This is a genomic window from Streptomyces sp. NPDC024555 (assembly GCF_055559335.1).
In genome coordinates, this window is record NZ_JBVHKV010000005.1 from 356,464 (window position 1) to 382,628 (window position 26,165).

The 26,165-nt window shown below is 73.0% G+C and carries 22 protein-coding genes; 10 read left to right on the plus strand and 12 right to left on the minus strand.

Features of this window, described 5'->3' with window-relative positions; genetic code table 11:
- Positions 1-65 precede the first annotated feature (65 nt).
- Positions 66-2,180, plus strand: coding sequence for an MMPL family transporter (locus tag ACZ4FH_RS11190; RefSeq protein ID WP_467303931.1), 2,115 nt, complete (start codon positions 66-68; stop codon positions 2,178-2,180).
- Positions 2,181-2,243: 63 nt separating this feature from the next.
- Here ACZ4FH_RS11190 and ACZ4FH_RS11195 read toward each other — a convergent pair whose 3' ends face one another.
- Together ACZ4FH_RS11195 and tatA are read right to left on the minus strand one after the other, a co-directional pair.
- Positions 2,244-2,819, minus strand: a complete 576-nt coding sequence (locus ACZ4FH_RS11195; protein ID WP_467303933.1) for a TerD family protein — start codon at positions 2,817-2,819, stop codon at positions 2,244-2,246.
- Positions 2,820-2,921: 102 nt separating this feature from the next.
- Positions 2,922-3,185: a Sec-independent protein translocase subunit TatA gene (tatA, locus tag ACZ4FH_RS11200; protein WP_467304031.1), complete on the minus strand. Its 264-nt coding sequence runs from the start codon at positions 3,183-3,185 to the stop codon at positions 2,922-2,924.
- 194 nt (positions 3,186-3,379) lie between these two features.
- Between tatA and ACZ4FH_RS11205 the strand changes: the two genes are divergently transcribed.
- Complete coding sequence (locus ACZ4FH_RS11205) at positions 3,380-4,855, plus strand: LCP family protein (RefSeq protein ID WP_467303934.1); 1,476 nt, start codon at positions 3,380-3,382, stop codon at positions 4,853-4,855.
- Positions 4,856-4,877: 22 nt separating this feature from the next.
- Here the strand turns inward: ACZ4FH_RS11205 and ACZ4FH_RS11210 are convergent, their stop codons facing one another.
- The 3 genes from ACZ4FH_RS11210 to ACZ4FH_RS11220 are packed head-to-tail and all read right to left on the minus strand — an operon-like array spanning position 4,878 to position 8,486.
- The gene (locus tag ACZ4FH_RS11210; RefSeq protein WP_467303935.1) at positions 4,878-5,420 is read right to left on the minus strand and encodes a GNAT family N-acetyltransferase; all 543 of its coding nucleotides are present in this window, start codon (positions 5,418-5,420) and stop codon (positions 4,878-4,880) included.
- A complete protein-coding gene (gene mgtA, locus ACZ4FH_RS11215; RefSeq protein ID WP_467303936.1) occupies positions 5,417-8,137 on the minus strand; it encodes a magnesium-translocating P-type ATPase in 2,721 nt (906 codons plus the stop codon). The genes ACZ4FH_RS11210 and mgtA overlap by 4 nt, the downstream gene beginning before the upstream one ends.
- Entirely contained in the window at positions 8,121-8,486 is a 366-nt protein-coding gene (locus tag ACZ4FH_RS11220; protein ID WP_467303937.1) for an ArsR/SmtB family transcription factor, read from the minus strand. Before ACZ4FH_RS11220 ends, mgtA begins: the two co-directional genes overlap by 17 nt.
- A 392-nt stretch (positions 8,487-8,878) precedes the next feature.
- On the opposite strand from ACZ4FH_RS11220, the gene ACZ4FH_RS11225 reads away from it, so the two are divergent.
- From ACZ4FH_RS11225 to ACZ4FH_RS11245, 5 genes are all read left to right on the plus strand, one after another.
- Positions 8,879-9,502, plus strand: a complete 624-nt coding sequence (locus ACZ4FH_RS11225) for a GTP-binding protein (protein ID WP_467303939.1) — start codon at positions 8,879-8,881, stop codon at positions 9,500-9,502.
- A gap of 117 nt (positions 9,503-9,619) precedes the next feature.
- Positions 9,620-10,030: a roadblock/LC7 domain-containing protein gene (locus ACZ4FH_RS11230; RefSeq protein ID WP_383636232.1), complete on the plus strand. Its 411-nt coding sequence runs from the start codon at positions 9,620-9,622 to the stop codon at positions 10,028-10,030.
- A 122-nt stretch (positions 10,031-10,152) separates the two neighbouring features.
- A complete protein-coding gene (locus ACZ4FH_RS11235) occupies positions 10,153-11,265 on the plus strand; it encodes a DUF6397 family protein (RefSeq protein ID WP_467303940.1) in 1,113 nt (370 codons plus the stop codon).
- Positions 11,240-11,728 carry a GNAT family N-acetyltransferase gene (locus ACZ4FH_RS11240; RefSeq protein WP_467303942.1) on the plus strand — a complete coding sequence of 163 codons (489 nt, stop codon included), beginning with the start codon at positions 11,240-11,242 and terminating at the stop codon, positions 11,726-11,728. Before ACZ4FH_RS11235 ends, ACZ4FH_RS11240 begins: the two co-directional genes overlap by 26 nt.
- 212 nt (positions 11,729-11,940) lie before the next feature.
- Positions 11,941-12,570 (plus strand): LAETG motif-containing sortase-dependent surface protein, encoded by a 630-nt coding sequence (locus ACZ4FH_RS11245; RefSeq protein ID WP_467303944.1) that lies wholly within the window; start codon positions 11,941-11,943, stop codon positions 12,568-12,570.
- Positions 12,571-12,653: 83 nt separating this feature from the next.
- On the opposite strand, the gene ACZ4FH_RS11250 is transcribed toward ACZ4FH_RS11245, so the two are convergent.
- A complete protein-coding gene (locus ACZ4FH_RS11250; protein WP_467303946.1) occupies positions 12,654-14,885 on the minus strand; it encodes a SpoIIE family protein phosphatase in 2,232 nt (743 codons plus the stop codon).
- A 218-nt stretch (positions 14,886-15,103) separates the two neighbouring features.
- Between ACZ4FH_RS11250 and ACZ4FH_RS11255 the strand changes: the two genes are divergently transcribed.
- Complete coding sequence (locus ACZ4FH_RS11255; RefSeq protein ID WP_467303947.1) at positions 15,104-16,171, plus strand: enoyl-CoA hydratase/isomerase family protein; 1,068 nt, start codon at positions 15,104-15,106, stop codon at positions 16,169-16,171.
- A gap of 48 nt (positions 16,172-16,219) precedes the next feature.
- On the opposite strand, the gene ACZ4FH_RS11260 is transcribed toward ACZ4FH_RS11255, so the two are convergent.
- The 6 genes from ACZ4FH_RS11260 to ACZ4FH_RS11285 form a co-directional block, all read right to left on the minus strand.
- On the minus strand, positions 16,220-17,764 hold the full coding sequence (locus ACZ4FH_RS11260) for a rhamnulokinase (protein WP_467303949.1): 1,545 nt from the start codon (positions 17,762-17,764) through the stop codon (positions 16,220-16,222).
- Positions 17,765-17,780: 16 nt separating this feature from the next.
- Positions 17,781-19,826, minus strand: a complete 2,046-nt coding sequence (locus ACZ4FH_RS11265) for a bifunctional aldolase/short-chain dehydrogenase (protein ID WP_467303950.1) — start codon at positions 19,824-19,826, stop codon at positions 17,781-17,783.
- 125 nt (positions 19,827-19,951) lie between these two features.
- Positions 19,952-21,118, minus strand: coding sequence for an L-rhamnose isomerase (rhaI, locus tag ACZ4FH_RS11270; RefSeq protein WP_467303952.1), 1,167 nt, complete (start codon positions 21,116-21,118; stop codon positions 19,952-19,954).
- A 188-nt stretch (positions 21,119-21,306) separates the two neighbouring features.
- Entirely contained in the window at positions 21,307-21,534 is a 228-nt protein-coding gene (locus ACZ4FH_RS11275) for a hypothetical protein (RefSeq protein ID WP_467303953.1), read from the minus strand.
- Positions 21,535-21,657: 123 nt separating this feature from the next.
- Positions 21,658-22,137: a hypothetical protein gene (locus ACZ4FH_RS11280; protein ID WP_467303955.1), complete on the minus strand. Its 480-nt coding sequence runs from the start codon at positions 22,135-22,137 to the stop codon at positions 21,658-21,660.
- An 86-nt stretch (positions 22,138-22,223) separates the two neighbouring features.
- Entirely contained in the window at positions 22,224-23,591 is a 1,368-nt protein-coding gene (locus ACZ4FH_RS11285; protein WP_467303956.1) for an FAD-binding oxidoreductase, read from the minus strand.
- Between the two features lie 306 nt (positions 23,592-23,897).
- Between ACZ4FH_RS11285 and ACZ4FH_RS11290 the strand changes: the two genes are divergently transcribed.
- The gene (locus ACZ4FH_RS11290) at positions 23,898-24,692 is read left to right on the plus strand and encodes a pentapeptide repeat-containing protein (protein WP_467304033.1); all 795 of its coding nucleotides are present in this window, start codon (positions 23,898-23,900) and stop codon (positions 24,690-24,692) included.
- A gap of 100 nt (positions 24,693-24,792) precedes the next feature.
- A complete protein-coding gene (locus tag ACZ4FH_RS11295; protein ID WP_467303958.1) occupies positions 24,793-26,157 on the plus strand; it encodes a radical SAM protein in 1,365 nt (454 codons plus the stop codon).
- Positions 26,158-26,165: the final 8 nt, after the last annotated feature.

The window sequence follows — 26,165 nt, forward strand, 5'->3', positions numbered from 1 at the left end:
CTCTCAATCATTGAGATAGTCGATGATCGAGAGATATCTGTCGTGTACCGACCTCAGGGGAAGCAATGAAGCCCGCCTCGCACCACCGCCTGCTCCGCTGGCTGGTGCCCGTGACTCTGCTCGTCGTCTGGCTCGGGATCGGAGGAGCCCTCGGACCGTACGCCGGAAAGCTCGGCGAGGTCGCCACGAACGACCAGGCCGCCTTCCTGCCGCGCAGCGCCGAATCCACCCGGGTGTCCGAGGAGCAGAAGGCCTTCCAGACCTCGCAGACCGTGCCCGCGATCGTCGTGTGGACGGGCCGGGACGGCGCGCTTCCCGACGGCGGGCAGCGGTCCGCGACCCGCGCCCTGGCCGCGCTGGAGGGTCAGCCCGGCGTCGTGGGCGCGCCCTCGCCCGCACTCCCCTCCGACGACGGCCTGGCCCTGTCCGGCGTCGTCCAGCTCCGCTCGGACCTCGGGGACGCCCTGCCCGACACCCTCGACCGGGTGCGCGCCGCGGCCGCGGTGCCCGGGACCGCGGTCGGCATCGCCGGACCCGCGGCGGCGCAGGCCGATCTCAAGGACGCCTTCGCCGGCATCGACGGACTGCTCCTCGGTGTGGCCCTGGCGGCCGTCCTGGTGATCCTGCTGCTCGTCTACCGCTCCCTGCTGCTGCCCTTCCTGATCATCATCGGCGCGGTCCTCGCCCTCGGTCTCGCCTGCGCCGTCGTCTACGTCCTCGCCGACCACGACGTCGTCCGCGTGGACGGGCAGGTGCAGGGCATCCTGTCCATCCTGGTGATCGGCGCGGCCACCGACTACGCGCTGCTGCTGACCGCCCGCTTCCGCGAGGAACTGGCCCGCCACGACGACCGGGGCGCCGCCGCCCTCGCCGCGATCCGCCGCTCCTTCGGGGCGATCACCGCGAGCGCCGCGACCGTCGCCCTCGGCCTGCTCGCGCTGCTGCTCAGCGATCTGACGAACAATCGCGCCCTCGGCCCGGTCGGTGCCATCGGCATCGTCTGCGCGGTCCTCAGCACCCTCACCTTCCTGCCCGCCGTACTGGTGCTGTGCGGCCGCGCCGCCTACTGGCCCGCCGCCCCGCGCCCGGCGGACGACGCGGCCCAGGGGCACGGCGTGTGGCGCCGGGTCGCCGCCCGCGTCGACCGTGCCCCGCGCACGGTCTGGGTCTCCACCACGCTGGTCCTCGTCGCCTGCGCGGCCTTCGCCCCCACCCTCAGCTCCAAGGGCGTGCCGCTGGACGAGATCTTCGTCAACGACGCCCCCTCCGTCTCGGCCCAGGCCACCCTGGGCAAGCACTTCCCGGGCGGCTCGGGCAACCCGGCCGTGATCCTCGCGGACGCGGACCGGGCGGACCGCGTGACCGCCGCGGCGGCGGGCACCGAGGGCGTGGCATCGGCGGCGCCCGTCACCGCGTCGGGCCGCCCCGGCGGCGGACCGCCGCTGGTGGTCGACGGGCGGGTCCGGATCGACGCGACGCTGGACGACGCCGCGGACAGCGACGCGGCCAAGGCCACCGTGCAGCGGCTGCGCGCCTCGGTGCACGCGGTCGACGGGGCCGACGCCCTCGTCGGCGGCTACACCGCCCAGCAGGACGACACCCAGCGCACCGCCGCGCACGACCGGGGCATCATCGTGCCGGTGGTCCTGGCGATCATTCTGCTGATCCTGATGGGGCTGCTGCGCTCCGTCCTCGTCCCGGTACTCCTGGTGGCGACCGTGGGCCTCAACTTCCTGGCGACGCTGGGGGTCTCGTCGCTGGTCTTCACCCATGTGCTGGGCTTCAGCGGCACGGACGCCTCCGTTCCGCTGTACGGCTTCGTCTTCCTGGTGGCGCTGGGCGTCGACTACAACATCTTCCTGATGTCGCGGGTCCGCGAGGAGGCGGAGGTGCACGGCGCCCGGCAGGGCGTGCTGCGGGGGCTGGTCAGCACGGGCGGGGTCATCACCTCGGCGGGTGTGGTGCTGGCCGCCACCTTCGCCGCGCTGATCGTGATCCCGCTGGCGTTCCTCGCCCAGATCGCGTTCATCGTCGCCTTCGGCGTCCTGCTGGACACCCTGGTGGTGCGGTCGCTGCTGGTGCCCGCCCTGGTGGTGGACATCGGCGCGCGGGCCTGGTGGCCGGGCCGGATCAGCCGGACGGGTCGCGGCGAGGCGGTGTCTGCGGGGAAGGACGGATGACGTGCGAGGGCCCCGGCCCGCACCGCTGAACGGTGCGGGCCGGGGCCCCCTGCTGCCGGTCCGTCAGACGTTCACGCCGTAGTCCGAGGCGATGCCGGCCAGGCCGGACGCGTAACCCTGGCCCACCGCGCGGAACTTCCACTCCGCCCCGTGCCGGTACAGCTCGCCGAAGACCATCGCGGTCTCGGTGGAGGCGTCCTCGCTCAGGTCGTAACGGGCCAGCTCGACGTTGTTCGCCCGGTTCACCACGCGGATGAACGCGTTGCGCACCTGGCCGAAACTCTGCCCCCGGGCCTGGGCGTCATGGATGGACACGGGGAAGACGATCTTCGCCACGTCCGCCGGCACGGTCGCCAGGTCCACGTTGATGGACTCGTCGTCGCCCTCGCCCTCACCGGTCAGGTTGTCGCCGGTGTGCTGGACCGATCCGTCCGGGCTGTTGAGGTTGTTGTAGAAGACGAAGTGGAGGTCGGAGAGGACCTTGCCGGTCGCCGAGCACAGCAGCGCGCTGGCGTCCAGGTCGTGATCGGCCCCCGTCGTCGTCCGTACGTCCCAGCCCAGGCCCACGGTCACCGCGGTCAGGCCGGGCGCCTCCTTGGACAGGGAGACGTTGCCGCCCTTGGCCAGGCTCACACCCATGAACTTCCTCCAAATGATCCGGTGATCGCGTCGATCAGCGTGTCTTCGGCCGCCATCGAGGAGGACGGCGGCCCCGTGCCTACGGTTCCCAGCTTGCGCAGGTCATGAAGTGGCGGCGGTGCCGCCGTTGGCGGGTGCCGCCTCCGGGGCGGACCCGGCGGCCGTGCCCGTGCCGGTGGACCCGGTCCCGCCGGAGACGATCCCGGGGGCCGCCTCCTCCTTCATGGCCTTGGTCTCACTCTTCAGGATCCGCATGGACTTGCCCAGGGCGCGGGCGGTGTCCGGCAGCTTCTTCGAGCCGAACAGCATCACCACGACGATCACCACGATCAACAGGTGCCAGGGTTCGAGGCCGTTGCGCAGCATGCGCGTCACGCCCCTTTCTTCGGGTCCGTTCCGGTCAATGTGTGCGGCAGGGGCTCGCGGACGCCGGTTGGGGCCCAGGATGGACGGGGCCGTTGATCCAGGCGGACACGGACACTTGCTACATTGCGCAACTGTACAACCATGGGGGACCGGGCTCACGGCCTCCTCCGTGGCAGCGAGGAACGGGGAGTTCGATGGCAGGGAGCCACAAGGGCGCGGCGGCCCGGGGGAGGGGAGGCCGGCTGCGGCGTACCGCACTGGTCGGATGCTCGTTCCTCGTCCTGCTGGTGGCGGGGGTCGGCTGGGGCTACCTCAAACTCACCGGCAGCATCGACACCTTCGGCGCCGACGGCATCTCCGGCGACCGCCCGGACGGCTCCGGCGGGCAGAACGTCCTGGTCATCGGGTCCGACTCGCGCTCGGGCGCCAACAGCGGACTCGGCGGCGGCACGGGTGCGGTCGGCCGCTCGGACACGGCCTTCCTGCTGCACGTCTACGCCGACCGCCGGCACGCCGTGGGCGTGTCCATCCCGCGCGACTCCCTCGTGACCATCCCCGCCTGCAAGAAACCCGACGGCACGTGGACGGCTCCGCAGCGCAACACCATGTTCAACGCGGCGTTCTCCGTCGGCGAGACCGCCGAGGGCAACCCGGCGTGCACCCAGAACACCGTCGAACACCTGACCGGACTCCGGGTCGACCACACGGTCGTCGTGGACTTCGCCGGCTTCTCGGCCCTGACCTCCGCCGTCGGCGGCGTCCCCGTCTGCCTCCCGCAGGACATCTACCAGAAGGACCTCAACCCCAAGCGCGCCACCCGGGGCGAGCGGGTCTTCGCGAAGGGCCCCCAGAAGGTCTCCGGCCAGCGTGCCCTCGACTACGTACGCATCCGGCACGGCATCGGCGACGGGTCCGACATAGGGCGTATCAAGCGGCAGCAGGCCTTCATCGGCTCGCTCGTCAAGACGGTCAAGTCCCGCGGGCTGAACCCGACCACGCTGCTGCCCCTCGCCAACGCGGCCACCGACGCGATGACCGTCGACCCGGGCCTCGGCTCCGCCGACAAACTCCTCAGGTTCGCCCTGTCGATGAAGAACATCGACCTGCACAACACCAAGTTCGTCACCGTGCCCTGGCGGTACGAGGGCGCCCGCGTCGCCCTCGTGGAGTCCGAGGCGAACGCCCTCTGGGCCGCGCTGAAGGCCGACCGCACCATCGACGGCAAGAACGCGAACGGCAAGGGCGACGCGAAGGACGCCCCCGCTGCTCCCGCGCCCACCGCACCCGTCTCCGGCACCGGCATCCAGGTCGCCGTCTACAACGGCACCACCGTGACCGGCCTCGCCGCCCAGGCCGCCGGCCTCCTGCGCGACCACGGCTTCACCGTCACCGGGGCCGCCACCGCCAACGCCCAGGACCAGGCCACCACCGTCGTCACCTACGGACCCGGGAAGCAGAGCGAGGCCGAGACGACCGCCCGGCTGTTCGGCGGCGTACGGATCAGCGCCTCCACCACCGCCGGGGTCCAGGTGATCGTGGGACGCGACTACGCCACCGACCCCTCACCCGCCCCCGGACCCGTCCGCAGCGCCTCCACCGTCCCGGCCGACATCGCCGACGGGGCCCGCTCCGCCGACGACGACGTGTGCAGCGACCTCTCGTACGGCTGAGACGCGGCCGGGGGAAGGCGGCTCAGCCCGCGGGAGGGGCCTCCCGTTCCGGCCTGAACTGGAGGTACGGGAAGCGGGGCGGGGCGAAGCCGAAGGCCTCGTACAGCGCCGAGCCGTCCCCCGTCGCGTTCAGCCCCACCACCGGGACCGGGGTCTCGTCCCGGAACCAGGCGAGCAACGCGTCCATACAGGCGCGGGCATGACCCCGCCTGCGCCGCCGGGGATCGGTGCACACATTGGAGACATGGCCGTACAGCCCGCTCGGCCCGGCCGGACCGGGCGCGTGCGCGTCGCACGCCCCCACCGCGCAGGCCACGACACCCAGCTCCGGATCGTCGACGACGAACGCGGCGAACTCGTCGCCCCGGACCATCCGCTCCGCGAACCAGTCCGCCGCGGCCGAACGCCACACGGCGTCCTCGTCCCCCACGTCCACGCCCATGTCGGTCAGCATCAGCGCCCGCAGCCGGACCAGCGCTCCGATGTCATCGGCGGTCGCCCTGCGCACCCGCCCCCGCCCGGCCCCCTCGGCCGCACCCCGTTCCCCGCCCACCGCGGTCGTCATGCGTTCCTCCGTCCACGCTCGTAGCGCCTGCGCGCCCAGCTGAGACCGCATGCGTACAACGCGAGGACCGAGCCGAGCAACAGGTAATAGAGCGGCGGCAGGGCGCTCATCCCCAGCAGCGGGCCCGCCGGGGAGAGCGGCAGCAGCACACCGACCGCGGCGAGACCGGCCGCGGCCGCCCGCAGCGGACCCCCGCCGCGTCCCTCGGCCGCGCTCCGGCCGCTGCGCAGGAGCACCATCACCAGGGCCTGGGTGAGCAGGTTCTCGGTGAACCAGCCGGAGTGGAAGCCCGTCGGACCGTCCGGCGCCGCACCGTGCAGGGCCAGGGCGAGGGCCCCGAAGGTCGCGAGGTCGGCCGCCGCGTTCAGCAGTCCGAATCCGGTGATGAACCGGAGGAAGTCCCGGGGCCGCAGCACCGCGGGGCGCCGCAGCACGGACGGCGAGGGCCGGTCGAAGGCGAACGCCAGCTGCGCCGCGTCGAAGCACAGGTTCTGCACCAGCACCTGCCCCGGCAGCATGGGCAGGAACGGCAGCAGCAGACCCGCGGCGAGCATCGCGAGGACGTTGCCGAGGTTGGACGAGAGCGTGATCCGCAGATACGTGGCGATCGTGCCGCTGCTGAGCCGGCCCGCGCCGATCGCATGGGAGATCGCCCCCAGGTCCTTGTCGGCCAGCACCACATCGGCGGTCTCCCGCACCACGTCCACCGCGTTGCGCGGACAGAGCCCGACGTCCGCCGCGTGGAGCGCGGGCAGGTCGTTGACGCCGTCGCCGAGGAACCCCGTCGTGTAGCCCGCGGTCCGCAGCGCGTCCACGATCCGCGCCTTGTGCGCGGGCGTGCACCGGGCGAAGACCGCGGTGCCCCCGGCCGTCGCGGCCAGCCGCTCGTCGGAGAGCGCGTCGACCTCCTCGGCGGTCATCACCCGACCCGGGGCGAGCCCGAGATCCCGGCAGGCCCGTGCCGCGGTGCCGGGATGGTCCCCGGTCAGCAGCTTCACCGAGACGCCCCGGTGCGCCAGGACGGTGAGCGCGTCGGCGGCACTGGGCGCGAGCGCGTCGCGCAGGGCGACGAAGCCGAGGAAGACCAGCCCGCGCTCGTCGGCCGGGGTGTACGGACCGAACCCTGCCCTTCGTTCACGGCGCGCGACCGCGAGCAGCCGCAGACCGTCCGCCGCCTCGCGCGCCGCCAGGGCGTCCAGCCGGGCCCGCTCCCCGGGCTCCAGCGCGCACCGGTCGAGAACGGCCTCGACCGCCCCCTTCACGACCAGGACATGGGTGCCCGGCCGTCGGGGATGGCGCACCACGGCCGTGGCCAGCCGGCGTTGCGGGTCGAAGGGCAGCACCGCCACGGCGTCGTACTCCTCGATCGGAAGGTACGACTCCGGTTGCGGCCCGGGGAGCGGTTCCCAGGCGTCGAGGACCGCCTCGTCGAGCGCGTCCGGCTCGGGCAGCTCCGCCAGCTGGAGCGTCCACAGGGCGTTGACCGCGGCCCAGTGCAGCGCCTCGGGGCCAGGGTCCCCGTCCGGTCCGTACGTCCGGTGCACGACCGGCCGGTCCTGGGTGAGGGTGCCCGTCTTGTCCAGGCAGAGCACGTCCACCGCGCCCAGATCGTGCAGCGCGGGCAGCCGCTTCACGATCACCGCGCGCTCCCGGGCCAGCCGGGCGGCGCCCCGGGCCAGCGCCGTGGTGACGATGACGGGCAGCATCTCCGGCGTCAGACCGACCGCGACCGCCACCGCGAACGGCAGCGTCTCCAGCCCGCGCCCGCGCAGCGCCGCGTTGGCCATCAGGACCAGCGGCGGGGTGAGGAGCATGAACCGGATCAGCGTCCAGGAGATCCCCTGGACGGACCGGTCGAAGGCGCTCGCGCCCCGCCGGCGCGCCGAACGGTCGTAGGCGGCGGCGAACCGGGTCGCGCCCCCGGTCGCCACGACCACCCCGGTGCCGCTCCCCGTGGCGACGCTGCTGCCCTGGAAGCAGGCCTGGGGCCGGTCGAACACCCCGTCCCCCTCGCCGGACACGGGACGCGGTCCGGGGAGCGCCCCGTGCGCGGGGCCGGCACCGTCGGGATGCTTGGGGACGGGTACGGACTCACCCGTCAGCGCGGACTGGTGCACGGTGAGGCCGCTGGCCCGCAGCAGATGGACGTCGGCCGGGACGAGATCGCCCGGCGCCAGCCGGATCACATCGCCCGGGACGAGCTCCCCTACGGGTATCTCGCGGACCCGGGGCGCGTCGTCCGGCCCGTCCCGGCGCAGCACCGTCGCGGTCGTCGCCACCAGCTCGCGCAGCGCGGCCGTGGCCCGGTCCGCCCGGTGCTCCTGGGTGGACCGCAGCAGACAGCTGACGACGACCAGCACCGCGATCACGGCGGACGTGCCCCAGGAACTGACCAGCGCGGAGACCAGCCCCAGGCAGAGCAGCACCGAGGTGAAAGGATCCCGCAGCGTACGCAGGAAGCGCGTGGGCCGGGCGACGGGGCGCCGGGCGGGCAGCGTGTTCTCGCCGAACCGGGCCAGCCGCTCCTGTGCCTGCGACTCCAGCAGCCCGCGCGGACCGCTGTCCAGCGAGCGGAGCGCCTGGAGCGCGGTCGGTGAGGACGGCGGCCGTACGGACGGGGGAGCGGACGCGGCGCCGGGCAGCTCGATCACCACGGCCGACCGCTCGCCGGGGGCCTCGGACCCCTCCGCCGCAGCGCTCTCAGGCACCGAGTTCATGGAGGCGCGCGGGCGGCTCGGACGGATGCCCGGCCCGCTCGGCGAGCTGCCCCACGATCAGCCGCACCACGGTCACGACACCGGGGTCGTCGACCAGATAGACCTGGCGGCGGCCCTCACGGCGGGACCGGACGAGCCCGGCCAGTTTCAGTTTCGTCAGATGCTGGCTCACCGCGGGAAGCGTGCCGCCGACCCGCTCGGCCAGACCGGTCACATCGCTCTCGCCCTGGGCCAGCGCCCAGACGATGTGCAGACGCGCGGGCGCCGCCAGTAGACCGAACGCGGCAGCCGCCTCGGCCAGCACGTCCGCGGGCGGATCCTGGAACCCGCCGCCGGCACCTGTCGACACTTCTCCGCTCCCGTCCGCGTGCACCGCATCGCACTCGGGCCGGGACCGGAGAGGACGTGGTCCGTCCTCCTCCGTTCGACCGGGTCCGGTTCCCGCACCCGAGGCGACCAGTGTAGGCGGCGTTCCCGGGGCCCCGGGATGCGCCGGGTCGGGGCCGACGCCGAGAAGGAGCCACGGAATGGCTGACAATCACACCGCGTTCGGTCCCGTTCCTGGCATCGAACGGACCCAAACAGTCACATCCTCAAAATAGCGATCGCGTCGCCCGGGGCGGGTTCCGCTTTGCCATGCTGTCGCCGTACGCGCGCCGACGACCCCCGGATCCGATCCCCGAAGACACCACTGACCTGCGTCGTCGACGTCCCGAGACCCACTGGTGAGAGAAGTGATCGATGCCGACCGACCACGCGGACAGCACACGGGAGACGACCGGAACCACCGCCCCGGCCGACGCCCTGGCCCTGAAGATCCTCGTCGCGGGCGGGTTCGGGGTCGGCAAGACGACCCTGGTCGGCGCGGTGAGCGAGATCCGGCCGCTGCGTACGGAGGAACTGCTCAGCGAGGCGGGGCAGACGGTCGACGACACCGACGGTGTCGCCCACAAGACCACGACCACCGTGGCGATGGACTTCGGGCGCATCACCATCCGCTCCGGGCTCTCCCTCTACCTCTTCGGGACGCCGGGCCAGGACAGGTTCTGGTTCCTCTGGGACGAGCTGTCCCAAGGGGCGCTGGGCGCCGTCGTGCTGGCCGACACCCGCCGGCTGGAGGACTGCTTCCCGGCCGTCGACTACTTCGAGCACCGGCGGATCCCCTTCGTCGTCGCCGTGAACTGCTTCGCCGGCGCCCGCGCGTACGGGGAGGGCGACGTCTCACGGGCCCTCGATCTCGATCCGGGGACCCCCGTGGTGCTGTGCGACGCCAGGGACCGCGACTCCGGCAAGGAGGTCCTGATCCGCATGGTCGAGTACGCGGGCCGGATGCACACCGCCCGCATGCTCGACACCGTCGGCTGAGCCAGGTGGCCTGATCCCGCCCGCTCTTGCGCAGAGGAGTGCTTGCCCCCGCGTGACCGGTACGCAAGGCTTGCGCACAAGCGGGGCACGGGGAACGTATGAGCGGGGAGGAACAGAATGGCGCTGGACAGGGGACTCGACTGGCTGCTCGACGATCTCACCAGCCGGGTGGAGCACATCCGGCACGCTCTGGTGCTGTCGAACGACGGCCTGGTCACGGGGGCGAGTACGGGCCTGGCCCGCGAGGACGCGGAGCATCTGGCCGCGGTCTCGTCCGGGCTGCACAGTCTCGCGCGGGGTTCGGGGCGGCACTTCCGGGCGGGCCGGGCCCGTCAGACGATGGTGGAGTTCGACGAGGCCCTGCTGTTCGTCACCGCCGCGGGCGACGGCAGCTGCCTGTGCGTGCTGAGCGAGGCCGATGCCGATGTGGGGCAGGTGGCGTACGAGATGACGCTGCTCGTCAACCGGGTCGGCGAGCACCTCGCGGTGGCCGCGCGGCAGGACGGCGGTGTGGCGCACCGGATCTGACCCGGTGCGAAGGACGCGCACGCCGCCCGGCCCGGGAGTTATCCACAGGGCCGGGCGGCGTTCTGTCGCTCCGGGTTACCGTGATCACGGAGAGTATTCGTGTCTCACGGGGGAGAACCATCATGTCGATGACGGACGCGGTGCGCGACGGCGGCGTGCCCACACTCGCGGCAAGCCGTGCGGCGGCCGAACTGGAGCTGCGACGCGGCGAGTTCGATCTGGCGGTCCATCTGGGGATCGTCCGGCCGGACGCGCCCGGACCGGGCAGGCTCCGCTTCCGCCGCACCGAGATCGAACGCCTGCGGGAGCAGCCCGGCTTCCCGGAAGCATTGCGGGAGCAGGTGCGGACCGTGGGGACGGCGGAAGGGGCCCGGCTGCTCGGGATCACCCCCGTGCGGTTCGCGCGACTGGCCAGGGCCGGCTGCGTCACCCCGATCGCCTTCTACCTGAACCGCTACCGGGCGGTGGTCTGGCTCTACCTCGCCCGGGAGCTGCGCGCACTGGCCGAGCGCTCGCCCGAGCTGCTGACGGGGGTGAGCCCGGCGTGGATCCGCCACCGGGTGGAGGAGGGCGACGACTTCCGCGCGCGGAACTGGCGGTCGCGCCGTATCGAGCGCCTGCTCGCGCTCACCGAGGAGCCGTGGGCGCGCGCGGCCGTGGTGGCGCAGGCGCTCGACCCGCTCCAGCTCGCGGAGGTGGTCGACGATCCGTACGAGCGCGCCCATCTCGCGCGCTCCCGCCCCGGATCCGCCCTCGGGCACCCCGGCTCACCCGCCGGCCGCGACGCGTTCGCCCGTCTGATGCTCGCGGACGACCCGGACGAGATCCTCTGGCGGCGGATCGCCCTGCTGATGGAGCTGGATCACGCGCGCGAGCGGTGCCCGGCGCCGCGCCCCGGGGACGCGGCGGGGCCCGCACCGCGAGAGGAGGGTCCGGTTCGGGGTGCGGAGCCATGCCCGCCGGAGGCCGTGGAGCCGAGTCCGCCGCCGGGACCGGTGGAGGAAGCCGAGCCGTCGTGCGCGCCGGAGCCCCGGAGGACGGAGCCGGGCCCGTCCGGAGCGCGGCGCAGGGGAGCGGGGCGCGGGCGTTCCGGCATCCTCGCGCGGCTGTGGCCGAGGGCGGCGCGTTCCGGCAGGCGCCCTCGCGGGAGCGGCCCGGGGCGACGCAAAGAGTTCGCTTCGGCCGCCCGGACCAGGCATTCTGACCGCCATGTTGATCAGGGAAGCAACTTCTGAGGACTGGCCCGCCATCTGGCCCTTCTTCCACGAGATCGTCGCCGCGGGCGAGACGTTCACCTACCCGCTCGACCTGGGCAGGGAACAGGCGGCCGGCTGGTGGCTGCTGGAGCCGCCGCATCGCACGGTGGTCGCCGTGGCCGACGACGGGACCGTGCTGGGCACGGCCAAGATGAACGCCAACCACATGGGCAACGGCGCGCACATCGCCAGCGCCAGCTACATGGTCGACCCCCGTCACTCCGGCAAGGGCGTGGGGCGTGCCCTCTGTACGTACACGATCGACTGGGCCCGGGCGGCGGGGTTCCGGGCCATGCAGTTCAACGCCGTGGTGGAGACCAACACCGCCGCGGTCGGGCTCTACCGTTCGCTGGGTTTCGAGGTGCTGGGGACCCTGCCGGAGGGCTTCGAGCACCCCGAGAAGGGGTTCGTCGGGCTGCACATCATGTACCGGCCGCTCTGAACCGGGCGGGCCGTCCCGGACGGTCACTTCACGCCAGTGAACGAACGGACCGGGCCGGGCGGGATGTGTCCGGGTTGCCCCAACCGGCTATGAAGTGCGGCCGGTTGTGACGTCACAAGGTCTGTGGGGCGGGTGCACGCACGGGGGAGTGGAGCAGTACTGTGCGCCCCACCGCCATTCAGGCGTTGAAACCTTTGCGGAGGAAGAATCCCATGACCATACCCAGGAGATCGCGGCGCGCGGCGGGGACCCTCGCCGCCGCCGCGATTGCCGGCCTGACCGGAGTGGTTCTCACCGCCGGTCCGGCCGCAGCTCACACCCCCACCTGGGACGTGACCTGTAACGAAGTGAGCCTGCACCTGACCGCGTACAACAGCGGTGTGACCAACCAGGTGACCGTCACCGTCGACGGAAAGGACCTCCTGCCCACGGAGTCGTTCGGCAAGAGCTTCGACAAGAAGCTCGCCCTGCCGGACCACGACAAGGAGCTGACGGTCCGTCTGGTCGTCAAGGCGGGCGACGGCGACCAGTACTCGCGCGACGAGACCAAGCAGGCGCCGGTCTGCGAGGGCCGCACGCCGACCCCGACTCCGAGCGAGACGAAGCCCTCCGGGACGCCCACCACGGCGACTCCCTCCCCGGAGAAGCCCGCCCCGAGCGAGACGCCCAGTGAGTCGTCGCCCGCGCCCGCCGCTCCGGCGCCGAGCCCCAGCTCGCCGGATCTGGCCGAGACCGGTTCGTCGTCCGCGACGCCGATCATCGCGGGTGCGGCCGTCGCCGTGCTGCTCGCCGGTGGCGGCATCATGTGGTCCGTGCGCAAGCGCCGTACCGCGCAGCAGTAGTCGAGCGGGCCGGTGACCGGGCGCTTCGGCGCTCCGATCGCGGGCCGGGGGTGTGCCGTGCCCGGGTGGGCGCGGCACACCCCTCAGCTTTTCGGCGTCCTGCCGTTCCTGCCGTTCGTGCCGTACGGCGTTCCGCGCTCGGGCACCGGGGATTCCGGGAGCTTCGAGGATTCCGGCGGGTCCGGGTCCGGGGCGGTATCGGGGTCAGATGGCGCCGTCGTCGGCGGGACCGCCGGGCCGATCTCGCACCAGACGGCCTTGCCCTCGCCGCGGGGCTCGATCCCCCAGCGGGTGGCGACGGCGTCCAGGAGCAGCAGGCCGCGCCCCGAGGTCGCGGTCTCGCCCGGCGTTCTGCGGCGCGGCCAGGCGCTGGAGCGGTCCTGCACCGACAGACGGACGCGGCGCACCGGCTCGGGCAGCACCTCCAGGGTGAGGACCGCGCCGCCCTCCGTGTGCAGGAGCACATTCACCAGCAGCTCGCCGGTCACCAGTTCGGCGTCGTCCGCGAGTTCGGCCATGTCCCAGTCGGTGAGCGCCTGGCGCACGATGGTCCGTGCTTCGGAGAGCCCCTCCGGGTCGGCCTGGTGGATGTACTGGTGCAGCCGGGGCGCGCGGGGCGAACCGGGGTCGGGGCTGCGCCGCAGGACCAGGAGGGCGACGTCGTCGCCCGAGCCCCAGCGTTCCCACAGCCGGTCCGAGAGATGGTCGGCCAGCGCCTCGGCGCCCGCGGGTCCCGCGCTGACCTCGGCGATCAGGGTGCGCACCCCGGCCTCGATATCGGCTCCGGGCTCCTCCACCAGCCCGTCCGTGTAGAGCACCAGGGTCTCGCCGGGGACCAAATCCAGCCGGGTCTCCGGATACTCCTCGTCCCCGAAGTCGGTCGAGATGCCCAGCGGGAGACCGCCGCGCACCTGCGGGGTGCCGACCCGGCCGTCCGTGTGCCGGATCAGCGGGCCGAAGTGCCCCGCCCGCACCACGCGCACGGTTCCGGTCCCCAGGTCGACCTGGGCGTACGCGCAGGTGGCGAACCGGTCGGTGTCGAGTTCGGAGAGGAAGCGGGAGGCGCGGGCCAGCACCGTGGACGGAGGATGCCCCTCGGCCGCGTACGCGCGCAGCGCGATGCGCAACTGGCCCATGATGGCCGCCGCGTGCGTGTCATGGCCCTGGACGTCGCCGACCACGATGCCGAAGCGGTCCTTGGGCAGGGCGATCACGTCGTACCAGTCACCGCCGACCTGGCGCCCGCTCCAGGCCGCGTGGTAGCGGACGGCGATCTCGCCGCCCTCGATGTCATGGATGCGGCGCGGCAGCATCGCCGACTGGAGCCCCGTGGCGAACTCGCGCTCCTCGTCGAAGAGCGTGGCCCGCTGGAGGGACTGGGCGATGATCGCGGCCAGCCCCAGGCAGAGATTGCGCTCATCGGGGTTGAAGGCCGTCCGCTCCCGGTAGAAGAGCGCCAGACCGCCCAGCGTGCGGGCCTGCGCGACGAGCGGCAGATACGCCGCGGCCTGGAACTTCAACTGCCCGACGAACGGCTCCAGCACCGGATAGCGGCGGGTGAGCGCGCCCAGCGAGCTGACGAACCTGGGACGGCCGCTCAGTACCGTGTCGGCCAGCGGGAACTTCGGGTCCAGCCGGCCCGAGCCCAGCTCGTCCACGACCTCCAGCGAGTCCCCGCTCAGCGCGATGACGTTCAGCGCCGTGTTGTCGAGCAGGCCGAGCGCGAGCCCGTCCGCCCCCAGGCGCGCCAGGCCGCCCGGACCGGTGAGCGCGGCCGTCACATCGTCCACGGTCACCGCGCGGGACAGAGCGCTCGTTGTGCGTTCAACGATGTCGGTCTGGCGTTGCCGGCGTTTTTCCAGAGCCAGGACGAAGGCCGAATGGGTGACCTCGGCCGTCGCGTCCCGCACCAGACCGATCACCCGGTGCGCCTGTCCGTCGTTGTGCCGCAGGATGCGCGCCTGGACGTGGGTCCACTGGTCGCCGCCCGCGACCGGCACCCGGACGTGCACGCTGTAGGAGGCGCTGCCGCTCTTGATGGCCTCGTCCACGGCCTCCTCCAGCCGCACCCGCTCCGGCGGCTCCAGCCGCTCCAGCAGCGTCTCCGGCCGGGAGTCGAACGTCTCCGGATCCAGGCCGAAGACCAGCAGCCCGGCCTCGTCGACGTCCACCGTCCGGGCGTCGAGGTCCCACTCGAAACTGCCCGTCCGGTTCAGGGCAAGCCGCTCGTCCGTCCCCGTCTCCCCGCCCTGCGCCTTGTCGATCAGCAGGCGGGGCGGGACGGGAACGCGCGGGGGCCGGTCGTGATCGGTCATTCCTGGCTCCGAGGATCGTCCGGCGGGCTGCCGTACGGCGTGACTCAATTGTCTGGCTGCTCCGGCACCCCTGCCACAACGGGAGACCGCCCCCACAGCGCTCCGAGCGGCCGGCGGCGACCCCTCGCGCCACGCCGCGCGACCGCCCGCGCACAATGGCTGCGGAAGATCGTCCGCCGCGGCGGACGGTAGGCACTGGGGCTGACCGGAGCGCACGCATGAACCACGAGGATCCCGTCCTGCTGCACACCGAGGGGCGCATCCGTCACCTCACGCTGAACCGGCCGCGCGCCCTGAACGCCCTGAACCACACCATGGTCCTGCGCCTGTCCGAAGCCCTGGACGAGGCCGAGGCCGACCCCTCCGTCGCCGCCGTCGTCCTCACGGGTGCGGGCGAGCGGGGCCTCTGCGCGGGCGGCGACATCCGCTCGGTCCGCGACGACGCCCTCGCCGGCGGCACCGCCTCCCTCGGCTTCTGGCGCGACGAGTACCGGCTCAACGCCCGGATCGCCCGCTTCCCCAAGCCGTACGTCGCCCTCATGGACGGCATCGTCATGGGCGGCGGCGTCGGCGTGTCCGCCCACGGCTCGACGCGGATCGTCACCGAGCGCTCCCGGGTCGCCATGCCCGAGACCGGGATCGGCTTCGTCCCCGACGTCGGCGGCACCCGCCTGCTCGGCGCCGCCCCCGGCGAACTGGGCACCCACCTCGCGCTGACCGGCGACGCGGTCGGCGCGGCCGACGCCCTCCTGTGCGGACTGGCCGACCACTACGTCCCCTCCGCCGACCTCCCCGCGCTGCTCGCCGCCCTGAACGCCTCCACCACCGCCGAGCAGGTCCGTGCTGCCGTGGAACGGTTCGCCGCCACCGCCCCCGGTGGCACGCTGGCCGTACAGCGGGAGTGGATCGACGCCTGCTACCCGGCGGACACCGTCGAGGACATCGTCGAACGCCTCGACGCCCACGGGACCCCGGCCGCCAAGCAGGCCGCCGCCACGATCCTCGCCAAATCGCCCACCGCCCTCAAGGTGACCCTCGAAGCGGTCCGGCGCGCCCGCCGTCTGGACAGCCTGGAGGCCGTCCTGGACCAGGAGTTCCGGGTGTCCTCCGTGGCCTTCACCGGACCCGACCTCGTCGAGGGCGTACGCGCCCAGATCATCGACAAGGACCGCGACCCCCACTGGACCCCGGCCACCCTGGCCGAGGTCACCGACGCCGAGGTCGAACGGCACTTCGCGTCGCTGGGCGACCAGGAACTCGGACTCGCGGCGGCGCCCCGCGCCTAGGACGACGGCGGGTGGGTACGGGCCGCGCCCGGCCCGTACCCACCCCCCTCAGATCCCTCGCCCGTCCCCTTCCGCGTCCGCCGGGGCGACGACCGCTCCGGGCCGTTCCGCGGTCAGGCGGGCCTCCGCCCGGTCCCAGTGGCGGGGGTCGCCGCGCGGCGTGTAGTGCCGGAGCGGCTGGGTGGCGGCGATCAGCCGGCGCAGGGCCGGGAGATCGCCGACCGGGCCCCGGGCGCGGGCCTGGAGCAGCACGTTGCCGAGGGCCGTCGCCTCGGCGGGCCCCGCCGTGACCGGGAGTCCGCTCGCGTCGGCCGTCCACTGGCAGAGCAGGGCGTTGCGGGAGCCCCCGCCGACGAGATGGATACGGGTCGGAGCGCGCCCGGCGAGGGCGGCCGCGGCGCGCACGGTGCGGCGGTGGGCCAGCGCCAGGCTCTCCAGCACGCACCGGACGACCGCGCCCGGATCCGAGACCGGCTGCTGACCGGTGCGCCGCAGAAAGGCGCCGATGCGGGACGGCATGTCGCCGGGGGCGAGAAAGGAGGGGTCGTCCGGATCGATCACCGCGGCGAAGGGACGGGAGGCCGCGGCCCGGGACAGCAGCCCGTCCAGGCCCGGGGCCGCACCCGAGCGCTCCCACACCCGGCGGCACTCCTCCAGCAGCCACATCCCCATGATGTTGCGCAGGTAGCGGACCGTACCGTCCACCCCGCGCTCATTGGTGAAGTTGGCCGCCCTGGACTCCTCCGACAGGACGGGAGCGTCCAGCTCCAGCCCCGCGAGCGACCAGGTGCCGCAGGAGATGTACGCGAAGTCCTCCTCCGTGGCCGGGACGGCCGCGACCGCCGACGCCGTGTCGTGCGAGGCGACCGTCGTCACCGGTGTCGACGCCGGCAGCCCGGTGGACTCGGCGACATGCGGCAGCAGCCGCCCGGCCGGTGCGCCCGGCTCCCGCAACGGCGGGAAGAGCGAACGCTCCAGGCCCAGCCGCCCGATGAGGGCGTCGGACCAGGTGCCCGCGCGCGCGTCGAACAGCCCGGTCGTGGAGGCGTTGGTGACCTCCGCGCCCACCGAACCCGTCAGCCAGTGCACCAGCAGATCCGGCATCAGCAGCAGCGTGCGCGCCGTCTCCCACTGCGCCGTCTCCCGGTGGGCCAGCAGCTGGAACACCGTGTTGAACGGCAGACGCTGCAAGCCTCCGACCGCATACAGCTCGGCCGGACCGCAGCCCTCGGGCAAACGGCCGGCGACGCCCGCCGTGCGTGCGTCCCGGTAGTGGAACGGCAGCCCCAGCAAGGCACCGTCGGCATCGAGCAGCCCGTAGTCCACCGCCCAGGTGTCGACGCCCACGGAGACGACGGGACCGTTCCGCCCCGCCGCTCGCAGACCCTCCAGCATGCCCCGGTAGAGCCCCGCCACGTCCCAGCGCAGACCGTCCGGGAGCCGCACCGGGGTGTTGGCGAACCGGTGGACCTCGGTCAGGTCGAGCGTTCCGGGCCCGACCCGGCCGGTGATGACCCGGCCGCTCGTCGCACCGAGATCGACGGCGGCGAAGACGTCCCGGCCGGCCCCGTCCGCGTACCCGTTCACAGCCATGGGAACCGTGTCCCCGTCACCGCAGGAAGGCGGCGGCCACGCCGGCGTCGACCGGGACGTGCAGCCCCGTCGTGTGGGTGAGGTCGCCGCCCGTCAGCGCGAACACCGCATTGGCCACGTGCTCCGGCAGCACCTCGCGCTTGAGCAGGGTCCGCTGCGCGTAGAACTCGCCCAGCCGCTCCTCCTCGATGCCGTACGTCGCCGCCCGCTGGGCCCCCCAGCCCGCGGCGAAGATGCCCGAACCCCGCACCACACCGTCCGGGTTGACGCCGTTGACACGGATCCCGTGCTCACCCAGCTCCGCCGCCAGCAGCCGGACCTGATGGGCCTGGTCCGCCTTGGTCGCCGAGTAGGCGATGTTGTTCGGACCCGCGAACACCGCGTTCTTCGAGGCGATGTACACGATGTCCCCGCCCAGGTCCTGCTCCCGCATGATCCGGGCGGACTCGCGCGCCACCAGGAACGAGCCGCGCGCCATGATGGCGTGCTGGAGGTCCCAGTCGCCGACGGTGGTCTCCAGCAGCGGCTTGGAGATGGAGATCCCCGCGTTGTTCACCACGAGGTCCACCCCGCCGAACGCCAATACGGCCTCCCGGAACGCCTCCTGGATCTGCTCCTCGCTGGTCACGTCGACCGTCACGGCCACGGCCCGGTCGCCGCCGCCCAGTTCCTCCGCCACCCCGGCCGCCTTCGCCGCGTCGACGTCCGCGACCACCACGCACGCCCCCTCCGCGACCAGCCGGTGCGCCACGGCCCGCCCGATCCCCGAACCCGCCCCCGTCACCAGCGCGATCCGGGCCGCCAGCGGTTTGGGCGCCGGCATCCGCCGCAGCTTCGCCTCCTCCAGCTCCCAGTACTCGATCCGGAACTTCTCGGACTCCTCGATCGGTGTGTACGCCGAGACCGCCTCGGCACCCCGCATCACCTGGATCGCGTTGAGGTAGAACTCCCCGGCCACCCGCGCCGTCTGCTTGTCCCTGCCGAAGGAGAACATCCCCACTCCCGGCACGAGGACGATCGCCGGATCGGCGCCGCGCATCGCGGGGGAGCCGGGCACGGCGTGCCGTTCGTAGTACGCGCGGTACGCCTCGCGGTACTCCGCGTGCAGCTCCTTCAGCCGCTCCACCGCCTCGGTGAGGGGCGCGCCCGGCGGAAGGTCGAGCACCAGAGGGCGGACCTTGGTGCGCAGGAAGTGGTCGGGACACGAGGTGCCCAGCGCGGCGAGGCGGGGGTGATCCTCCCGGGAGAGGAAGTCCAGCACCGGTCCGGCGTCGGTGAAGTGGCCGACCTGGGGGCGGTCGGTGGAGGCCAGACCGCGGATCACGGGGGCCAGGGCGGCCGCCCGCGCACGGCGCTCCTCGTCGGGCAGCGGCGTGCGGTCCGGCAGTACGGCCCCGAAGGGCTCGGGCCGGCCGTGCTCCCGCAGGAAGGCCTCCGCCGTGCGGATCATCCACAGCGCGTTGCGCTCGCAGGCCTCCGAGGTGTCGCCCCAGGCGGTGATGCCGTGTCCGCCCAGCACCACGCCGACAGCCTGCGGGTTGGCCTCCTTGACGGCGGCGATGTCCAGCCCCAGCTGGAACCCCGGACGCCGCCAGCCCACCCAGGCCACCGTGTCGCCGAAGCACTCAGCGGTCAGCTTCTCGCCGTCGGCGGCGCAGGCCAGGGCGATGCCCGAGTCCGGGTGCAGATGGTCGACGTGGGCGGCCTCGACCAGGGCGTGCATCGCGGTGTCGATGGAGGGGGCGGCGCCGCCCTTCCCGTGCAGGCAGTAGTCGAACGCGGCGACCATCTCGTCCTCGCGCTCCACGCCCGGGTACACCTCCTTGAGGGCGCGGACCCGGTCGAGCCGCAGCACCGCGAGCCCGTCCTCCGTCAGGGTGCCGAGGTCGCCGCCGGAACCCTTCACCCACATCAGGGCGGTGTCGTCACCCGTGACCGGGTCGGGGCCGGTGGCCTTCACGGACGTGTTGCCGCCCGCGTAGTTGGTGTTGCGGGGGTCGGAACCGATCCGGTGGGCGCGCTCCAGGAGCGCGGCGACCTCGGGAGGGGTCGGGGACGTCATGGGCCTTCCTTCGGGACGAGGAGAACGGGACGGGGACAACGGGACGAGCGAGACGGATGGGGTGGGTGGTGCGGACCTCACCGCCGGGACGGCCGGGTGGCCGGGGGAGCGGGCGGAACGGGGCGTCAGGCTCCCCAGCCCGCCTGCGTGCCGCCCACGCGGGCGGCGGCGATGCGCTCCTGGTTGCCGGAGGCGAGGTAGGCGGCGAACGGATCGGCGGCCAGCCCCAGTTCCTCGCGGACCTCGGCCAGCAGCGGACGCACATCGGTGTTGTAGGCGTCCATCAGGACCGCGTTGGCGGCCAGCACGTCGCCTGCCGACTGCGCGGCGGCCAGCGCTCCGGTGTCCACCAGCAGGGCCTTGGCCGTCGCCTCCTGCACATTGGCGACCGAGCGGATCACGGCGGGGATCTTCGCCTCGATGTTGTGGCACTGGTCGAGCATGAAGTTGACGTTCGTCTCGGGCCGCAGGCCGCCGTTCTTCACGACCTCGTGCATGATCCGGAAGAGCTGGAACGGGTCGGCCGCCCCGACCATGAGGTCGTCGTCCGCGTAGAACCGCGAGTTGAAGTCGAAGGCGCCGAGCCGCCCTTCGCGCAGCAGCAGGGCCACGATGAACTCGATGTTGGTGCCCGGCGCGTGGTGCCCGGTGTCCACCACGACCTGCGCCTTCGGGCCGAGCTTGAGACAGTGCGCGTACGCCGTGCCCCAGTCGGGGACGTCCGTCGTGTAGAAGGCCGGCTCGAACAGCTTGTACTCCAGGAGCATCCGCTGATCGGCGCCCAGTCGCGCGTACACCTCCGCCAGCGCCTCGGCCAGCCGGTCCTGACGGGCAACGATGTCATCCTGCCCGGGGTAGTTCGTGCCGTCGGAGAACCACAGCTTGAGATCGGGCGAACCGGTCTCGTCCATGATGTCGACGCACTCCAGCAGATGGCCGACGGCCTTGCGCCGGACCGCCGCGTCGGGATGGGTGACCGAGCCGAGCTTGTAGTCGTCGTCCTGGAAGACATTGGAGTTGATGGCGCCGATGCGCACCCCCAGCGCCTCGGCGTGGCGGCCCAGGGCGGCGTAGTCCGCGACCTTGTCCCAGGGAATGTGCAGCGACACCTTCGGTGCGACTCCGGTGAACGCGTGGACCTGCGCGGCGTCCTCCATCTTCTCGAACGGGTCGCGCGGCACCCCGGGCTGCGCGAACACCTTGAAGCGCGTCCCGGAATTCCCGTACCCCCACGACGGGGTCTCGATCACCTGGGACTTCAGGGCTGCCTTGACGGCCGACACCTCAGACATGAACACCTCGTAGGCAGGTCATCCCGACGATCATGACCGTCGACATGATGTGAATCGTTTCATCGCAACGTACGCTAGGTAGGGCCACGCTCACTAGTCAAGAAGTGGACGGGTCTTCATGCCGGTTGAATCAATTCACCCCGAAACGGGGCCGAAGGGCCGCTGAACGGCCCCGGCACCCGGGCCGTTCAGCGCTCCGCGTCGGGAACGCCGGACCGCACCGCGCTCACGAGCGCGAAGAAATGGGCCTCGTTGCCCGAGAGCCCCGCCCGGCGCAGCGCGCCGTCGGCCTCCTCGATGGGAGAGGCGAGCAGGGGCATGTAGAGCGGGGCCTCGTCGGGATCGGCGAGCGCCGCCCTCGTCGCCTCCAGTAAACGGACGTAGGCCTGCGCCGCGGCGCGTTCGTGGTTGCGCATCTCAGCATCTCCCCGTCAGAGGTGTCGGACCCACCAGCATCCCCCACGGGTCTGACAACGGTCCCCGACCCGCGCCGCGACGCGCCTCCTGTCGGCTGTCCGGCGCACGGTCCGGCGGGCGGATCAGCGCCGAGGGGGGCCGGCCGGCTCCACCTCCAGGAAGCGCCGCCGGCGCGGCCCCCGGTACAGCAGCGCGGTCCAGCCGCACTCCCGCAGCGCCGCCACGCACCGGGCCAGTTCGGCCTCCTCCTCATGGGCGGCGCCACTGCCCGGCGGGCCCAGCCACTCCACCCGCGCGGTGCCCGGTGACGGACCGTCCGTCACCTGACAGCCCGTCGCGGTCCGCCGCCCCGAGGCGTCGACGGCCGACGCGGGAAGCCCCGACGCCTCCAGCGCGAGGGCGACGGCCCGCACCGGGCGGTGCCGCTCCCAGTCGGCCGGCACCGACTCCGCCGCCCCGCCCGGACCGTTCGTCAGGCGCCGGATCTGGAGCAGCCCGGCCCACGCGGCGCGCACCGAGGCCGCGCGCGCCTCCGCCGGCTCCTCGGGCGGCGCGCCCGCCCCGGTGGCGGGCTCGAAACCGCCGGCCTCCTCGCCGTTCATCCCTGTTCCCCTTCCCCGGGCGGCACTGCCGCCAGTGTGCGCCGCACCACTGACAAGCGGGCCCGGAACGGCCTCGGGAGACCGGGTCAGACGCCCAGGACCTTGCCGGGGTTGAGGATGCCGTGCGGATCGAGTGCCGCCTTCACCGCGTGGTGCATCGCCAGCACGGCCGGGCCCAGTTCCTTGTCCATGCCGCGCATCTTGAGCAGTCCCACGCCGTGTTCGCCGGTGACCGTGCCGCCCAGTGAGATCGCGTCGTCCAGGATGTCCTCGAAGGCCGCCTGCGCGCGGGTGCGGGCCGCCTCGTCACCCGGCGGGGTGATGATCAGCGGATGAAGGTTGCCGTCGCCCGCGTGCGCGATGTTGGCGACGAGGATGTCGTGGCGGGCGGCCGTCCGTTCGATGCGGGCCAGCATCTCCGGGACCGCGGTCATCGGGACGCAGACGTCCTCGGTGAGGACCGGACCGAGCCGTTCGAGTGCCGGGTAGGCCAGCCGGCGTGCCTGGAACAGGGCGTCCGCCTCCTGCTGGTCGGTGGAGACCGCCGCCCAGGTCGCCCCGGCACGCTCGAAGCAGGCGCGGACCTGCTCGGCCTCGGCGTCCCCCTCGGCCCCGGGGGTGTCCACGCGGCCCAGCAGCACCACGTCGGCATCGGCCGAGAGGCCCATCTTCTTCCAGGCGTCGACGGCGGCGAGGCAGTGCCGGTCGACCAGTTCGAGCGCCGAGGGGATCACCCCGGACGCCGTCACCGCGCCGACCGCCTCGCCCGCCGCCACCACCGAGGAGAAGTACCCCGCCACGGTGCGCTCCTGGAGCCGCGCGGGGCGGAGCCGTACGGTGATCTCCGTGATCACGCCGAGCGTGCCCTCGGAGCCCACCATCAGCCCCGCCAGGTCGTAGCCCGCCACGCCCTTCGCGGTGCGCCGGCCGAGCCGCACCACCTCGCCGAGCCCGTTGACGACCTCCAGACCGAGCACGTAGTCCCGGGTCACGCCGTACTTCACGCAGCACATGCCACCGGCGTTGGTCGCCACGTTCCCGCCGATGGTCGACCAGGGGGAACTGGCCGGATCCGGCGGGTACCAGAGCCCGTGCTCGCCGGCCGCCGCCCTCAGGTCGTCGTTGACGACACCGGGCTGGACCACGGCCAGCCGCTCGGCGCGGTCGACCGTGAGGATCCGGTCCATGTCCTCGAAGGACAGCACGACCGCCCCGTCCACGGCGTTGGCCCCGCCGGACAGTCCGGTCCCGGCCCCGCGCGGCACCACCGGGATGCGGTGCGCGAGGCAGTGGCGCACCACGTCCCGCACCTCCTCGGTGCTCTGCGGTCGCACCACCGCAGCCGGAGTCCCGTAGGGGGCCCACTCGGCCTCGTCGTGCTGGTAGCGGACCAGCCCCGCCGGATCGGTGAGGACCCGACGGGCCGGAAGGGTGTCGACCGGTGTGTTCGCCACGGGGTGGCCACCTCCAAAAAGATGTACGTACCATCATTATGCTGCGCGTCCATGGGCCACGACGACGGCGGCGGTCCGGTCGGGGACCCCTCCCGGCGCCTGTGCCCACCCGACCCGCGCCGCGGGCCGCCCCGCCGGTCGTGGGTAGGCTCGGCCCAGCAGTGTTCCCGGACAGCTGAGGACTTCCACACCGTGCCCCATGACGCCCGCACCCCCGCCGCCGGCCGCACGGACACCGCCGGCCGCACGGACACCGCCGGCCGCACGGACACCGCCGGCCGCACGGCGACCGTCGACCGGTCCGCCCTGCGGGCGGACTGCGCGAACTGCTTCGCCCTGTGCTGCGTCGCCCTCACCCTCACCCGCTCCGCGGACTTCGCCGTCGACAAGGACGCCGGGACCCCCTGCCGCAACCTCCAGGACGACTTCCGCTGCTCCGTCCACACCCGGCTGCGCGGCGAGGGCTTCGCCGGCTGCACCGTGTACGACTGCTTCGGCGCAGGACAGAAGACCTCCCGGGAGACCTTCGGCGGACACGACTGGCGCGCCCGTCCCGAGACCGCCGGTGCGATGTTCAAGGTGTTCCCGGTGATGCGCCGGCTCCACGAACTCCTGTGGTACCTCACGGAGGCCGCCGAACTGGCCCCGGCCCGCCCGCTGCGCCGCGAGATCCGCGACGCGCTCGACGCCACGGAACGCCTCACCCGCCTCGACGCGGACGCCCTCGCGGACCTGGACGTGGACGCGCACCGGGACGGCGTCGCCGCCCTGCTGGCCCGAGCCGGGGACCTCGTCCGCGCCACCGCCCCGGGCAGGAAGAAGCGCGCCCTGCGCGGCGCCGACCTCATCGGTGCCCGGATGAAGGGCGCGGACCTGCGCGGCGCCGATCTGCGCGGTGCCTACCTCATCGCGGCGGACCTCTCCGGCGCCGATCTCCGGCTCTCCGTCGTCATCGGCGCCGACCTCAGGGACGCGGACCTGTCCGGCGCCGACCTGACCGGAGCGGTCTTCCTGACACAGTCCCAGCTCAACGCCGCACGCGGCGACCGGGCCACGCGACTTGCCGACGCGCTCGACCGCCCCGCCCACTGGACGGGCTGACGAGGCGCCGGCCGCCCGGGAACGCGGCGCGTCCGCCGTTCGTCGGACAGGACGGCGCACCCGGAACACCTTTCGACGAACGGACCGAGGAGCCCCGCACATGCCCACCCCAGCCGACGCCTCCCGCACCGCCCCCGGCGGCGGTGACACGAGCCGCACCCGCCTGGTCGAGCGGCTCATGGAGCAGTTCCCGCACGTGCCGCGCGAGGCCGTCATCAAGGAGGACCTGCTGCGCGGCGGCCTCGCCTTCGACGAGTCCGCGCTCAGCGACAACGAGGACGGCGACGTCAAGCCCAAGTCCTACTTCATCTTCTCCTTCGACCACGGCACCCTGCCCGAGCTGGGCGCGGCGGCGCTGCGCCGCCCGCCCGAGGAGATCGTGCTCACCGGCGGCCCCTACGAGCTGCGGCGCACCGTCGTCTCCGTGCGCGTCAACCCGGCGTCTCCGTACCGGGTCGCCGCCGACGCCGAGGGCAGGCTCGGGCTCTACCTCGACGGCCGCCGGATCTCCGACGTCGGCCTGCCGCCCATGCCGGACTACTACCGGCACACCCTGGAGAACGGCAAGTCCGTGATGGAGGTCGCGCCCACCATCCAGTGGGGCTACCTGGTCTATCTGACGGTCTTCCGCGTCTGCCAGTACTTCGGCGCCAAGGAGGAGTGCCAGTACTGCGACATCAACCACAACTGGCGCCAGCACAAGGCGGCGGGCCGTCCCTACACCGGTGTGAAGCCCGTAGAGGAGGTCCTGGAGGCGCTGGCCATCATCGACCGCTACGACACGGCGAAGACGTCCACCGCCTACACGCTCACCGGCGGAGCGATCACCTCCCACATCGGCGGACGCGACGAAGCCGATTTCTACGGCCAGTACGCCAAGGCCATCGAGGAGCGCTTCCCCGGCCGCTGGATCGGCAAGGTCGTCGCCCAGGCCCTGCCCAAGGCGGACGTCCAGCGCTTCCACGACTACGGCGTGCAGATCTACCACCCCAACTACGAGGTGTGGGACCGCAGGCTCTTCGAGCTGTACTGCCCCGGCAAGGAGCGCTACGTCGGCCGTGACGAATGGCACCGCCGCATCCTGGACTCCGCCGACGTCTTCGGCGCCCGCAACGTCATCCCCAACTTCGTCGCCGGCGTGGAGATGGCCGAGCCCTTCGGCTTCACCACGGTGAAGGAGGCCATCGACTCCACCACCGAGGGTCTGCGGTTCTTCATGTCGCACGGAATCACCCCGCGCTTCACGACCTGGTGCCCGGAGCCGACGACCCCGCTCGGGAAGACCAATCCGGACGGCGCGCCGCTGGAGTACCACATCCGCCTGCTGGACGCCTACCGCGCCACGATGGAGGAGTTCGGCCTCAGCTCGCCCCCCGGCTACGGGCCGCCCGGAGCGGGCCGCGCGGTGTTCTCCGTCAGCTCCTTCATGGACAGCCTCCCGCCGGCTCCCGACGGCACGGACTAGTGCCCCTC